This is a genomic window from Rothia terrae (genome assembly GCF_014705925.2).
Lineage (GTDB): Bacteria > Actinomycetota > Actinomycetes > Actinomycetales > Micrococcaceae > Rothia > Rothia terrae.
This window is the reverse complement of sequence record NZ_CP061539.1, coordinates 169,386-182,452: the sequence shown is the minus strand read 5'-3', so window position 1 is coordinate 182,452 and position 13,067 is coordinate 169,386. Positions and strand designations below refer to the sequence as shown.

Below are 13,067 nucleotides of genomic sequence, written 5' to 3'. Positions count from 1 at the left end.
GTGGATTTGCGCTGTAAAAATCGAGTTTTTACAGCGCAAATCCACGGAAAGTTGTTTTAAGAGTACTTTTTAACCGCGCTCAGGGCTTGGGCCGTGTACCCGCCACCAAAAAGTACGGCATGCAAAAGCAGCAGGTGCAGCTGGTGAAGCTCCACGCGCTCCTGCCAACCGGCGTCCAAAGGGGTTACCTGCTCATAGCCCGCGATAATCTCGCGCAAGTACGGAGTACCAAAAAGTGCGAGCGCTGCCAGGTCATCTTCGGGGTGACCGCCGTAAGGCGTGGGGTCAATGAGCACGGCATCAGAGGACGTCCACAGCAGGTTGCCTGCCCACAAATCGCCGTGGATGCGGGCGGGCTGGGAGTTACTGCCGTAGGATCCGTCGAAGTCGCCGTCGCGCAGGCGCTGGCTGAGCCGGTCGAAGGCTGCCTGCTCGGTTTTTCCAAAATCTTTTACTTTCTGCACCAGCGGGGCGATGCGCGCATCCGCCCACATGGAACCCCAGTTTTCGTAAGTGCCCAGCGGTAGTTTGAGCTGGTTACCTGCCGGGCCTTGTAGTCCGGCGCCCGCCCAACCGGTGGGTCCCACCCCGAAAGCATCAGCGCCGGATGCGTGTGTGCGGGCAAGTTGCGCGCCGAAGTCTCCGGCAACCCGCTTGGACGGTGTTGCTTCTTGGATGCGTTCGATTTCTAAAGTATCTCCCTGTGCCGAGACCACCTGCGCCACGCGAGCGCCGCCATCAGCAGTGGCTTCTGCCAGCCAGGTGAGCCCGGCAGCTTCCCAGGCTACCGCGCGTTCGGAGCCGTGTTTGATAAAAGTTTCCATATCTCCACTGAACTACAGAATGGTGAGCAATGCAGGGTTTTCTCGTCTCGCGCGAAACTTTTCGTGGATTCGCGCTGTAAAACCGTAAAAGTTACAGCGCGAATCCACGGAAAGTTAGTTTAAAGCCACTTAGTACGGTTGCGTTAGATTAGAGGTATGAACACAGACACTCGCTGCCCCTGCGGAACGGGCGAAACCTACGGCAACTGTTGCGCGCGTTTTCACACCGCTTTCGCTGAATCCGGCACTCTCACTGCTCCCACTCCTGAGGCTTTGATGCGCTCCCGCTTCACCGCGTTTGCGGTAGGCGACACTGACTATCTGAGCGCCACTTGGCATGCCAGTACGCGTCCTGCAGACCTTGAGCTTGATAATTCTTTGCGCTGGTACCGTCTGGATATTGAGGACGCGACCGGTGGAGTTTTCGATTCCGCCGGAACGGTGCGCTTTGCCGCTTTTTACCGCTCAGTTCCGGGTGTTCCGGCGGAGGAAAAGGTGAAGGGTGTGCAACGTGAGAACTCGCGGTTTGTTAAGGAAAACGGCTCGTGGTTCTACGTGGATGGAGATATAGACTAGTTTCACGCCGAAAATACACTTTAACCCGGGTTTTCACTCAAAAACCGAGTTAAAGTGCAGCCTCGGTAGTTTACTATCAATTAAATCATTCCGCGCAGATTTCCAAATGTGAAGACTTTGATATTCCTTTTGAGGTAAAACGCTAGAAAAATAAGTTACTAGTGTATAAATAAATATGCATAATGTATCCCTTTATCCATCAAGGAAATCTCTATGGAGCACTCATCCCCCGATAACTTGGGCGGCAATCACACCAACCAGCAGTACAACCCCTACCAGAACCCTCAATTTCTCAATGGTTCCAAGCCTCCGAAAAAACCTTTTTATAAAAAAGTATGGTTTTGGGTTCTTATTGGTGTGACGGTATTAGTTCTTATCCCAATTTTATTCGTACTATTACTTTTAGGTATTGCAGCAGCTGGTTCTTCACACAATGAAACCGCATCAAGTGTCGCAACTACTTCGCTTTCTCCTGTAACCCCCTCGCAGACAATAGAATCTTCGCTCCCGACAGCAGAACCAACTGAAGAAGAAACCACCGAGCCAACTGCTGAAATATCAGAAACCCCGGTTCAAGCAATTGTGCCACCAACTGATTCAGCAACCACTGTAACTCCAGAACCCAGTGAAGCTCCCACTACTACGGCGGCAGAGGACTCATCAGGAGTTTCAGCTGAATACAAATCTGCTCTCGGTAAAGCTAACGATTACATAGACTTTATGGATTTTTCATCAGCCGGCCTTTACAAGCAGTTGACTAGCGAATACGGTGAAAATTTAGCCCCGAAGCCGCCCAGTACGCGGTAGATAATGTGAAGGTTGACTGGAATGCTGAAGCTTTAGGTAGCGCAGAGAATTATCTTGACACGATGGCTTTCTCATATAACGGCCTGTACGACCAGCTCACCAGTGAATACGGTGAGCAGTACACTCCCGAGCAGGCCCGTTACGCAGTTGATACTGTCAAAGCTGACTGGAATGCTGAAGCGTTGGAATCTGCCAAGAACTATCAAAAAGAAATGAATATGTCTCCCGAGGCTATTCGTGACCAGCTCACCAGTGAATACGGTGAGCAGTTCACTCCTGAACAGGCTGAGTATGCAATAGCTAATCTCTAGTCCAGCTAGCGTTCAAATACACCGTCGTTTCTGAACATCTAGAGACTAGCCCCACGCCGAGAATGCACTTTAACCCGGGTTTTCACTCAAAAACCGGGTTAAAGTGCAGTCTCGGCGCTTAAGTCTGCCGCCGGATCGCGTCGCATCTTGCCGGAGCGCGCGAAATCACGCACCCATGCGTCGTCCTTGTACTGCGCGGGGACGCCACCGCCCAGCAGTCGCTTGGCGATGGCGGCGGTCGCCACTTCCCCATCCAGCGGCAGAGGCGAGAAGGAGCCCGCCAGAATAATGTTTCCGCGGCGCCTGCCCTTGAGCATGGCAGGGTCAGCCACGATGCAGGTGTGCGGGAAAACCTGCGCAATCGCAGCGGCCTCAGCACGTGCGCCCTGCAGATCGCGGTTGTCACCACAGTTGATAATGTACAAACCGTTCTCTGCCAGTGAGGACGCGGCAATTTGGGTGAACTCTAAAGTGGTCAGCGGCTCAGGGGTGATGTAGCCGGCGAAGACGTCGCGAATAATAATGTCGCGGGATTGCGGGGCGAAAGACTCTGTCACCGCGCGTGCCTCACCCACACGGATCTTCACCAGGGGTGCCTTGGGTAGCTCAAACCATTCGCGCACGTAGTCGGCAAGTTTGCCGTCCAACTCGACCACGGTGTTGCGCGATTTGGGGTAGACATCCGCCAGGTAACGCGCCATAGAACACGCGCCACCGCCCAAGTGAGTGATGCGTAGTTTTTCGGCGTCGAGGTGGGTATCAACGTAGGGTTCAATGACGGCAGCCAGCCAGCGCATGTATTCAAAGTCGAGTTCGCGCGGGCGTCCCAACACAATGTGTGAGGATTCCATGCCGTTGATCTCTAACACCCAGCCGTCGGGGGTGTAGTCGTCTTCGATGAGTTCGGCGACGCCGGTATCAATCTGGTAGGTACCTTCGACCGGGCCGTGCTCAGGAGTCTGCTGCTTTTTGGGTTTTCTTCTACGTTTAGCCACGAAATAAGCCTACGCTATAGGTAAAGACCAGGGAAAAGGAGAGCTCGTGGGTTTTGTATGCAACGGCAGGTATGTACTCGATGCCGTGACCGAGGCGGATGCCAATAAGTACGTTGACCTGCAGATTCGTTGCCTGGGTGAGACCTACAGTGATATTACCGACGCGGAGTTCGCGGCTCGTCACCGCGCAGACAAGGCGAACTTACTCGAGGAGTTCGCCGAAAATATCGCCGCACCCGGTGCCCGCGCCTGGCTTGCCTACGAGGTTCCGGGGTGGACGCCGTCAGGCGGGCTATCCTGCGCTGTGGGTGCAAGCTTGGAGTGGGAGAACCCGGTGGGCTTGGGGCTGTCTCGCCCCGGCCCGTTGAGCTGGGAATCCTACATGCCGGTGACGCCTGTACCCGAAGGCACGCGCGAGCTCACGCAGCTTTACACACTGGCGTCTACCCACGGCACGGGGTTGGGGCAGGCGATGTTTGATGCGCTGATTTACCCGGACGAGGACGCCTACCTGTGGGTGATACGCGGCAATGAGCGCGGCGTCCGGTTTTATGAGAAAAACGGGTTCTCACTAGAGGGAACGTTCTTTGAGTGCGGTGGCGCGTGGTCACCCGAACCTGAAATTGCGGCCACGCTCCCGCCAGAGAAAATCGCGCACACCGGGCGGATGTTCCGCGGCATCACAGTGTAGGTGTTGCGTAAGGACGCGGTGAACCGACTACCCGTGCCACCGCGCCCTACCTATCCTTCAGATAAAGGAACCCGCAGGTCAAAAGCCAAAACGACAGCACGCGTCAAGTCTTTCTCTTGAGTCTCTGTTAAGTAGCCGATGGTGCGCCCTAAAGCTGAAGCGGGAACAGTCAAAATGTTATCGATTGACGCAACACACTCATGGTTAAGACCATTCTGAGAACCTAGCAAAACCTCGCTTGAAAGCCCCTTCACCGTTGAAGTGATAGGGGCGATTGTTATTTTGGACATCACAAATCGAGTTGGCTCGCGGGTCAGAACTAGAGCAGGGCGGGTCTTATCGAGGTGCACCAGACATATTTCGCGCATGCTCAAACCTAATCAATAACTGCCGATGAAGCAGTCCACGCAACTAAATCGTCGAGATCATCTTCAGTGCCCTGTTCTTGAAGAATTTGAGTATCGGCTCGTGCGGCGTATTTACGACGTTCTTGCTCGAGTGCCTCAGCCACAATAGCGGCACGGCTCGGGGCCTCACCATGTGCGACTGCAGAGTCGAGAAACTCAACCAGGTCATCGGGCAAGCGAACGGCAATTTGAGTAGTCATAACCCAAGAATACCAAAATGGGATTCACCCAGAAAGGCGGAAGGACGCGCTGAACCGACTACCCGTGTCACCGCGTCCTTACCTCAACGTTATGTCGGCCAGGCTGGCTAAAAGATAAGCTACTCCGACTCAGCGATCGCCTTTTCGAGGCGGTCTACCTTGCCCTGAATTTCACCGGAATCATGGCCGGGACGAATATCAGCTTTCACAACCAGTGAGACTCGAGAACCAAAAGCTCGCACAGCGTCGGTGGCGCGCTTGATAACGTCCATGCACTCGTCCCAATCGCCTTCGATAGTGGTGAACATGGAGGTGGTTTCGTGGGGCAAACCGGACTCGCGTACGACCTTCACAGCTGCGGCAACTGCGTCGTGAACTGAACCGTCTTCGCCCGTAGTCATGGGCGCTACTGAAAATGCAAACAACATGTTCTAAGACTATGCCCTAGTGGCTGTAGCGTAAACACCTCATGAATACCTAGTTCACGGTCATAAAAGACAATTCATGATTCATAAACACGGCTTATAGTTGTTGTACGTCACGCTCACGGTATTATCCGTATGTCCTTATTCGTAAAAAAGAAAGCTACTCGATGAGCACAGCAGCCCACGGTGGCACCCCTCTGTTTTACAGCAAGAAGACATTAACGTCGTCAACCCCGAGGACATGAAGAAGGCCGTACGAGCAACTCTGCTCGGCAACTTCATGGAGTGGTTCGACGTAGGCGTCTACTCCTATCTCGGCGCATCCTTGACTGCCCTCTTCTTCCCTTTCGGTGATCCCTGGGCAAAGCTCGCTTTCTACGGCGCCCTGTTGGCGACCTTCGTCGTGCGTCCTTTGGGTGGCTTTATTCTTGGCCCGCTCGGCGACAAAATTGGCCGACGCAAGGTTCTAGCGTTCACCATTATCATGATGGCGCTGGGTACCTTCTTGATTGGTTGCATTCCCAGCTATGAAACTTGGGGCATGGCGGCACCTATCGCCCTGATTTTGCTCAAGTTTGTGCAGGTTTTTCAACCGGTGGTGAGTACGCGGGCGCAACGACTTTTGTGGTTGAGTACGCGCCTGATCGTCGACGCGGGTTCTGGACGTCCTTCTTGGACATGAGTTCTTACATCGGTTTTGCGACTGCGGCTGCCCTAGCGACCATCGTTGAGCTCATGCTTACCCCCGAGCAGATGCTGGACTTCGGCTGGCGCATCTGTTTCTGGGCCGCTCTGCCGCTGGGCATCATCGGCCTGGTTTTGCGTACCCGAGTCAAGGAATCATCAACCTTCGAGGCCGCCAAAGAGCACAACGCTGAACTTCAGCAAGAAAAGCGCGGTAGCCTGAAAACTATCTGCAAAGAGTACTGGCCGCAGCTACTTATTGGTTCTGCGCTAGTCATGTGTGCGCAGGTCACCGGCTTTATTTTTGCAACCTATATGCCTTCTTACCTCACCGATAATCTGGGCTATGCCACCCTGCACGGCAACATTTTGCTCATTCCTATCTTCTTATTGGTGGCAGCATGCTTGCCGTTCTTCGGTTTGCTATCTGACAAGGTAGGACGCAAGACCCTAATGCTCACCGGCGCCATCTTAGGTCTGATTCTGGACATTCCAGCGTTCTGGCTCATGATGCTGGGACACGTGTGGACGACCCTCATCGGCTTGTTCCTCATGAGCCTGGTATTGATGTTCCAGATTTCAGTGCAGCCTTCCGCCCTACCCTCACTCTTTCCCACGCATCACCGCTACGCCGCAATGGCTCTCATGTTCAACCTGTCAGCGACCCTGCTGGGTGCAACCGCTGGTTCTGTGGTGACCGTGCTGGAAAGCTGGTGGCACACCAACTACGCGGGTGCCTACTACATGATGTTTGCCTGCGTCATCGGCATCATCGGCCTAACGTTCTACAAGGAAAGCGCAGGACGCAACCTGCTCGGATCCTTCCCGTCCGTAGCGTCCGAAGAAGAGGCATCCGAGCTGGTGCGCACCCAGTTTGAGAACCCCAAGCTGGACACCACCACCATGCCGATTGCCACAGTGCGTCCGCGTAGCTAAATGACTGCATAACCACTGATTACTTGCATAAAGACTGGTGCCTCATGCTCTTCCTAAGAATATGGGGCATCAGTTTTTTGTGCTTGCACGCTCCGGCTTCTGCCAAAACAGTGGTAGATACCGTGCCCAACACCATATACCTTTTACGCCCAAACAGCCCGAAACCTACCACCTGACGCTTATGTATAAGTAGCATTAACAATGACAAGAAGGCTCTCGCGCCTTGACTCACGTCTTTACATAAAAACGTCTCACGGCGCGATGGCAACACAGGCTACGCAAACACGCGCAGCACACAACGCTATGAGGATGTTTTTACATGGCTACTGGCATTTACCTATCCGCAATGACCTCACAGTCAGGCAAGTCCCTGGTTGCGCTCGGTCTTGCTGATTCACTGATCAAGCGCGCAGACCGCGTCGGCTTCTTCCGCCCCGTCTTCAACGGCACCGTGGAATCAGAAGACCCCATGGTCAAACTCATGCGCAAGAACTTCAACCTCAGCGAAAAGCAGGCACGCGGCGGTGTCTCGCTGGAACGTTGCCGCGAACTTCTCGCTGAAGGCAACCACGAGGAAATGTCATCCATCGCTGTGTCCGTCTACGGTGAAATGGCTGAGCACTGCGACGTCATCATCATCGACGGCACTGACCTCATGGCGCACAACGCAGCAACCGTAGAATTCGACCTCAACGCCGAGTTCTCACGCGACCTCGGCGTACCCGTCATCGCTGTTGTTGGCGCGCAGGACTCATCAGTTGCAGACATCAACAACGCGGTAGACGTTGCACGCACCGAGTTGCACGACGCTAAGGTCGACGTACTGGCTATCATGGTCAACCGTTGCGCACCCGAACTCGTTGAAGAAGTAGAGCAGAGCGTCAAGCGCGGCCCCTCCAAGCGTCCCGTCTACGTCCTGCCCGAGATGCCCGAAATCGCGCAGCCCTCAGTCCGCGAAGTTGTGAGCGCACTCGACCTCAACACCAAAACCATCGAAGACGAGATGCTGGACCGCGACATCCACGACATCAAGATCGCTGCGATGACCGTCTCAAACTTCCTCGCACAGTTCGAAGACGGCGACTTCGTCATCGTTCCCGGCGACCGCACCGACGTCATGGTTGCAACCCTGGCATCAGCACTGTCACCGAGCTTCCCCGCACCGGCAGGTATGCTGCTTACCGGCGGATTCGAAGACACCGTCTCACCCGACTCAGTGATCGGCTCACTCGTTGAGCGCTCACCCTTCCCCGTGTTCCGCACCGACCTCGACACCTTCAAGTCAGGACGCGCAGTAGCAGGCGTACACGGCAACCTCTCACTCGGCCAGCCCCGCAAGGTAGCGGCAGCTCTCGGTGAATGGTCACGACGCGTCGACGAGCACGAGCTGCTCGAGCGCCTCGAACTTGAGCGCCCCGCGTCCATGACCCCCTTGCGCTTCTTGCACAACCTCATCGAAAAGGCACGCTCCAACCGCCGCGCCATCGTACTACCCGAAGGTCAGGACCCCCGCATCCTGCGCGCCTCAGAAATCATCGTGCGCCGCGACTTCTGCGACATCGTACTGCTCGGCGACAAGAAGCAGATTCTCGAAGTTGCCCAGAAGGAAGGTATCGACCTGCCCATCGCTGAAAACGAAGGCGACAAGGGCATCCGCATCATCGACCTCACCAACAACGAATACGCTGAAGACTTCGCAGCAACCTACGCAGAACTGCGCGCACACAAGGGCATGACCCTCGAAGGTGCACGCAACCGCATGTCTGACCCCTCATACTTCGGTACCATGATGGTCTACAAGGGCCTCGTCGACGGCATGGTCTCCGGTGCAGTCAACACCACCGCGAACACCATCCGCCCCTCACTGGAATTCATCAAGACCCGCGAAGGCGTCAAGGTTGTTTCATCCGTCTTCCTCATGCTCATGGAAGACCGCGTACTCGTCTTCGGCGACTGCGCTGTGAACCCCAACCCCAACTCAGACCAGCTCGCAGACATCGCAAAAGCATCAGCAGAAACTGCACGCCAGTTCGGTGTTGACCCCAAGGTCGCAATGCTCTCCTACTCCACCGGCACCTCAGGCGCCGGCGCAGACGTTGAGCAGGTCGTTGAGGCAACTGAGAAGCTGCGCGAGTCAAACCCCAACTTCGCGTTCGAAGGCCCAATCCAGTTCGACGCAGCATCCAACGCATCCATCGCAGCGTCCAAGCTGCCCGACTCAGATGTTGCGGGTCAGGCAACCGTGTTCATCTTCCCCGACCTCAACACCGGCAACAACACCTACAAGGCCGTTCAGCAGACCTCAGGCGCAGTTGCAGTCGGCCCCGTTTTGCAGGGTCTGCGCAAGCCCGTGAACGACCTTTCACGCGGTTGTACCGTTGAGGACATCGTGAACACCGTGGCGATTACTGCTATTCAGGCTCAGACCCTTTAATCAACTGTGGTTCAAAGGGCAGAGTTTGCCTGTAAGGACGCGGGTTATTGACTGCGCGAAGTACATTGCGGGGGTGTGCCCCTCGCCTGCTGATGAAGATCGCTGGGCGACCTAGTCAGCAGGCTCGGACGGAGCCCCCGCAACGCACTTCGCCTCCGTCACAGGAGACAGCTAGGTGCGCAGAAAGACCAATATCTCTTCTTCTCACAAGGGAAAAGATATTGGGGTACCAACGGTCAGTGAGACAGGCAGCGACAAGTGCGACTGCGAGTTTTAAACGCGGACGCTGAACTATCACCGCACTGTCTCGCTCCGAAAATTAAACTCGACCACCGCGTCCGCGTTTAATGTTTGAGCTTGAGCGCTTGTCGCTGCTGTCGAATTTCAACCGCTTCCTCACCCAAAATCTTTTACCGCCAGCTACCGGCTGGTATCAACTATCAAGGAGTAAATACATGCTCGTACTCGTTATTAACTGCGGTTCTTCATCTGTGAAGTACCAGGTTCGTGATACCGAAGGTTCAATCGAAGACACCCAGGTCATTGCTAAGGGTCTGATTGAGAACATCGGTACCAAGATTCCTAACCACACTGAGGCTCTGGAAATCATGGCGAAGAACCTTGAAGAGCCCCTGCACGGTAAGACCATTGACGCAATTGGTCACCGCGTTGTTCAGGGTGGCGACATCTTCACTGAGCCCGTTCTCATCGATGAAGATGTTCTGCAGAAGATTGACGACCTCTCACCACTGGCTCCCCTGCACAACCCTGCCCACGTTTTGGGTATCAAGGCTGCAACTGAGACCTACCCCGGTGTTCCCCAGGTAGCTGTTTTCGATAACGCATTCCACTCGACCATGCCTGAGCACGTATACCGTTACGCTGTGCCCGAGAAGTTCTACACCGATTACGGTGTACGCCGCTACGGCGCACACGGCACTTCACACGATTACGTGACCGGTATCGCTGCCGAGTTCTTGGGCATCAACCGTGATGACTTCAACGGCATTATCGCTCACTTAGGTAACGGTGCGTCCATTACCGCTGTCCAGGGCGGCAAGTGCCTTGATACTTCCATGGGTTACACTCCTTTGGCTGGCCTGGTCATGGGTACACGCTCAGGCGATATTGATCCCTCAGTTCTGACCGCCTTGATGATGCGTGATCCTGAGTTGACCCCCGCAAAGATGGACCACATTCTTAACAAGGAGTCAGGCCTGCTCGCTATTGCTGGTAACAACGACATGCGCGCTGTAGTTGAGGCAATGGAATCAGGTGACGAACGCGCAAAGCTCGCACTGGATATGACTTCTTACCGCCTGGCTAAGTACATTGGTGGCTACCATGTTGCTGTTGGTGGCGCACAGGCTCTGGTATTCACCGCGGGTATTGGTGAGAATTCATCACCGTTCCGCGCACTTGTTGGTGAGCGCCTGGGTGCTTTGGGCATCAAGCTTGATCCCGAGTTGAATTCGGTTCGTAGCGACGCTCCTCAGATTATTTCAACTGAGGACTCAGCGATCCCCGTTTTGGTTATTCCTACCAACGAGGAGAAAGCTATCGCTGAGGCTACCGTTGAGGTTGTAAACAGCTAGTCGCTAGTTACTAGCGTCGCGCCCGGTGTCCTACCTAGGGCTCCCGGGACGAAAAAATTACCCGGATCCGTGCAAATTACCCGAAAAAATCGGGTATAAAGCACGGATCCGGGTAATTTTTTGCCTTAAAAAAGCGGAACGCCGCAGACTCCCCAGACTGCGGCGTTCCATATATCGGGTAGATTCCCAAATATCCGATACTTGATGCACCGGCAGCGAACGACGCTGTTCGTCACCGGTGCTAGGCACTACCAGCAAAATAGCGCCTGCTTATGTGGCTCGCTTTCTTCCCCAAGAAGCGGGCTTTATGCTTGCGCGCATCGAGTTCCCCAGCTCGATATAGTGCGCACATGAGGTTCAGCATTTTCCCCTAACGCAAATCCTCATTTGTTCGTCTCTATGCACCACCATCAGCACTTGGTAGCGCATCATGCTTTTCACCGGGTTGATCCAAGACCAGGAAGGCTTTTCTCACCGCAGATCGGGCACGTTCCCTATTGACGATTTTTTGACGGTTTTGACGCCGTCACCCTTAAAGAGCGGGTTTGGCCGGTTTCATGACGCAAAAACGAAAAACTTTTTAAAAGTTTTTAAGTAACTGCAATTCGTAGAGCACCCCTCGTCCTCAAGAACTATTGCTCTGAAGATCCATAAGGACGCCGGGTTCTTCGGATATCGTCCGCAAGAAGTAAATCAGGGCAACCTCTTTGGATATTGCGCGCGCACTCTATAGATTGGACTTAGTCCCAGTTTCACAGCCACAAAACTGTTCTAAGGATATTCATGAGCAACCAGCCAGGCCCCCAGCAGGGCGGCCACCGTCCCCCGGCAAACACCGATGAACTCACCACGCCTTTGCCGAACGACCTTTCGCGCGGCTGGCTGCCCGAAGACACACGCCAAAACCCGATGTCGCCGCTACCGGCGCCTAAGCTGTTTGGCTTTCAGACGCTTCTGCCTTTCAAGTTCATCAAGGCGCTACGCCACCCCGGTGAGCTACCCTGGCTGATCGCGGCGTACAGCATCACGCTCGTTGCCTACATTGGTGTGGCGGTGTACTTTGTGACCTCATTTATTCCTGATCTGCAGGCTATCGATGTGGACTCCGAAACCGGTTCAGCATCCAACATTGGACTGATGCTTCAGCTGGCTCTGCTGGCGGTTTACTTGCCGCTTCTGCTGTTCTTTGCGCGCGCAGTTATGTACGCGCAGATTCGCCTAACAGGTGTGCGCATTACGCCCACGCAGTTTCCCGAGGCCTACCAGATGGTAGTTGAAGCAGCTCGTGCAGCCGGTCTACGTCGCGTCCCGGACGCCTACATTCAGCTGGGCAACGGGCAAATCAACGCGTTCGCGTCCGGCCACGGGCACCGCCGTTTTATCGTAATCTACTCAGACCTCTTTGAAATCGGTGGGGCTCCACGCAATCCCAACGCGCTGCGCTTTATTATCGGGCACGAAGTCGGACACATCGCCGCAGGTCACACCAGCTATTTCCGCCTGATCTTCACTTCTTTGTTCTCTCAGTTGCCCTACGCCGGCGCGATTCTATCGCGTACTCAGGAGTACACCGCCGACAACTTTGGCTACCGCTACTGCCCGCAGGGCTCACGCGAAGTTATCGGTGTTTTGGCTGCCGGCAAGTACCTGATGAACGAGGTCAACTTCGACGAGTACGCCAACCGCGCGGTTTACGAGGGCGGCTTCTTCACCTGGTTCGCGAACCTGGGCGCCTCGCATCCTTCGAACACATGGCGCGCACATGCACTGCGCGACCGATCAGAACCCGGCCGCATCATCTGGCGTCCCAAGAGCAACCCGCCCTACCCGCTGTCGATGGTTCCCGCGGCTGAGCCCGCAGAGACCTGGGCTGATCCCATGCAGGCAACCGACTACATGAGCATCTACCCGGAGAACCCAGAAAACCAGCACTTCGGCATCGCCCGCGTGGAGTCGAAGGTTCCGGCGAGCCAGCGCGACCGACGCGTCGCCGACATGCTCGACACCGAATGGGTGCCGCCGTATCTGCGCGAGCAGCGCGCCCGGGAATACCCAGGGCAACAGGGACAGGGAGGTCCTGACCAGCAAGTAGATAACCGCTAGCCCACTCGCTGTAATAGGGGCTGGGTGGAGATTTTCCGAGTGAGCGAGGAAATAAAAATCTTTGCCCAGAAAGCCTGTC

At 55.1% G+C, this 13,067-nt stretch carries 14 protein-coding genes; 9 read left to right on the top strand and 5 right to left on the bottom strand.

What is annotated here, in order from left to right:
• Positions 1-56 precede the first annotated feature (56 nt).
• Positions 57-824 (bottom strand): fructosamine kinase family protein, encoded by a 768-nt coding sequence (locus tag IDM49_RS00870; protein WP_190724694.1) that lies wholly within the window; start codon positions 822-824, stop codon positions 57-59.
• 156 nt (positions 825-980) lie between these two features.
• Between IDM49_RS00870 and IDM49_RS00865 the strand changes: the two genes are divergently transcribed.
• The 3 genes from IDM49_RS00865 (at position 981) to IDM49_RS12170 (ending at position 2,518) form a co-directional block, all read left to right on the top strand.
• Positions 981-1,400 (top strand): YchJ family protein, encoded by a 420-nt coding sequence (locus tag IDM49_RS00865; RefSeq protein WP_190724693.1) that lies wholly within the window; start codon positions 981-983, stop codon positions 1,398-1,400.
• Positions 1,401-1,613: 213 nt separating this feature from the next.
• On the top strand, positions 1,614-2,207 hold the full coding sequence (locus tag IDM49_RS00860) for an Ltp family lipoprotein (protein ID WP_228008127.1): 594 nt from the start codon (positions 1,614-1,616) through the stop codon (positions 2,205-2,207).
• 5 nt (positions 2,208-2,212) lie between these two features.
• Positions 2,213-2,518, top strand: coding sequence for an Ltp family lipoprotein (locus IDM49_RS12170; protein ID WP_228008126.1), 306 nt, complete (start codon positions 2,213-2,215; stop codon positions 2,516-2,518).
• Positions 2,519-2,616: 98 nt separating this feature from the next.
• Here the strand turns inward: IDM49_RS12170 and IDM49_RS00855 are convergent, their stop codons facing one another.
• A complete protein-coding gene (locus IDM49_RS00855) occupies positions 2,617-3,513 on the bottom strand; it encodes a spermidine synthase (RefSeq protein ID WP_190724692.1) in 897 nt (298 codons plus the stop codon).
• A 46-nt stretch (positions 3,514-3,559) separates the two neighbouring features.
• On the opposite strand from IDM49_RS00855, the gene IDM49_RS00850 reads away from it, so the two are divergent.
• Positions 3,560-4,204 (top strand): GNAT family N-acetyltransferase, encoded by a 645-nt coding sequence (locus IDM49_RS00850; RefSeq protein ID WP_190724691.1) that lies wholly within the window; start codon positions 3,560-3,562, stop codon positions 4,202-4,204.
• Positions 4,205-4,254: 50 nt separating this feature from the next.
• Here IDM49_RS00850 and IDM49_RS00845 read toward each other — a convergent pair whose 3' ends face one another.
• From IDM49_RS00845 to IDM49_RS00835, 3 genes are all read right to left on the bottom strand, one after another.
• Positions 4,255-4,572 carry a type II toxin-antitoxin system PemK/MazF family toxin gene (locus tag IDM49_RS00845; protein ID WP_190724690.1) on the bottom strand — a complete coding sequence of 106 codons (318 nt, stop codon included), beginning with the start codon at positions 4,570-4,572 and terminating at the stop codon, positions 4,255-4,257.
• Between the two features lie 8 nt (positions 4,573-4,580).
• Positions 4,581-4,811, bottom strand: a complete 231-nt coding sequence (locus IDM49_RS00840) for a YlcI/YnfO family protein (protein WP_168614382.1) — start codon at positions 4,809-4,811, stop codon at positions 4,581-4,583.
• 119 nt (positions 4,812-4,930) lie between these two features.
• Entirely contained in the window at positions 4,931-5,239 is a 309-nt protein-coding gene (locus IDM49_RS00835) for a thiamine-binding protein (protein ID WP_168614381.1), read from the bottom strand.
• 238 nt (positions 5,240-5,477) lie between these two features.
• Here IDM49_RS00835 and IDM49_RS12375 point away from each other — a divergent pair, with 238 nt between their 5' ends.
• The 5 genes from IDM49_RS12375 to IDM49_RS00810 all read left to right on the top strand — a co-directional run bounded on the left by IDM49_RS12375 (position 5,478) and on the right by IDM49_RS00810 (position 12,988).
• Positions 5,478-5,918, top strand: a complete 441-nt coding sequence (locus tag IDM49_RS12375) for an MFS transporter (protein WP_190724689.1) — start codon at positions 5,478-5,480, stop codon at positions 5,916-5,918.
• On the top strand, positions 5,861-6,856 hold the full coding sequence (locus tag IDM49_RS00825) for an MFS transporter (protein ID WP_190725503.1): 996 nt from the start codon (positions 5,861-5,863) through the stop codon (positions 6,854-6,856). Before IDM49_RS12375 ends, IDM49_RS00825 begins: the two co-directional genes overlap by 58 nt.
• A 319-nt stretch (positions 6,857-7,175) precedes the next feature.
• The gene (gene pta / locus IDM49_RS00820) at positions 7,176-9,290 is read left to right on the top strand and encodes a phosphate acetyltransferase (RefSeq protein ID WP_168614378.1); all 2,115 of its coding nucleotides are present in this window, start codon (positions 7,176-7,178) and stop codon (positions 9,288-9,290) included.
• A gap of 455 nt (positions 9,291-9,745) precedes the next feature.
• Positions 9,746-10,885: an acetate/propionate family kinase gene (locus IDM49_RS00815; protein ID WP_190724688.1), complete on the top strand. Its 1,140-nt coding sequence runs from the start codon at positions 9,746-9,748 to the stop codon at positions 10,883-10,885.
• 783 nt (positions 10,886-11,668) lie between these two features.
• Positions 11,669-12,988, top strand: coding sequence for a M48 family metallopeptidase (locus IDM49_RS00810; RefSeq protein ID WP_190724687.1), 1,320 nt, complete (start codon positions 11,669-11,671; stop codon positions 12,986-12,988).
• Positions 12,989-13,067 lie beyond the last annotated feature (79 nt).

What these genes read in the sequence shown, in the direction of transcription:
- IDM49_RS00870 (WP_190724694.1), bottom strand. Translation starts at nt 824, where the DNA reads ATGGAAACTTTTATCAAACACGGCTCCGAACGCGCGGTAGCCTGGGAA.
- IDM49_RS00865 (WP_190724693.1), top strand. Translation starts at nt 981, where the DNA reads ATGAACACAGACACTCGCTGCCCCTGCGGAACGGGCGAAACCTACGGC.
- IDM49_RS00860 (WP_228008127.1), top strand. Translation starts at nt 1,614, where the DNA reads ATGGAGCACTCATCCCCCGATAACTTGGGCGGCAATCACACCAACCAG.
- IDM49_RS00845 (WP_190724690.1), bottom strand. Translation starts at nt 4,572, where the DNA reads ATGCGCGAAATATGTCTGGTGCACCTCGATAAGACCCGCCCTGCTCTA.
- IDM49_RS00840 (WP_168614382.1), bottom strand. Translation starts at nt 4,811, where the DNA reads ATGACTACTCAAATTGCCGTTCGCTTGCCCGATGACCTGGTTGAGTTT.
- IDM49_RS00835 (WP_168614381.1), bottom strand. Translation starts at nt 5,239, where the DNA reads ATGTTGTTTGCATTTTCAGTAGCGCCCATGACTACGGGCGAAGACGGT.
- IDM49_RS12375 (WP_190724689.1), top strand. Translation starts at nt 5,478, where the DNA reads ATGAAGAAGGCCGTACGAGCAACTCTGCTCGGCAACTTCATGGAGTGG.
- pta (WP_168614378.1), top strand. Translation starts at nt 7,176, where the DNA reads ATGGCTACTGGCATTTACCTATCCGCAATGACCTCACAGTCAGGCAAG.
- IDM49_RS00815 (WP_190724688.1), top strand. Translation starts at nt 9,746, where the DNA reads ATGCTCGTACTCGTTATTAACTGCGGTTCTTCATCTGTGAAGTACCAG.
- IDM49_RS00810 (WP_190724687.1), top strand. Translation starts at nt 11,669, where the DNA reads ATGAGCAACCAGCCAGGCCCCCAGCAGGGCGGCCACCGTCCCCCGGCA.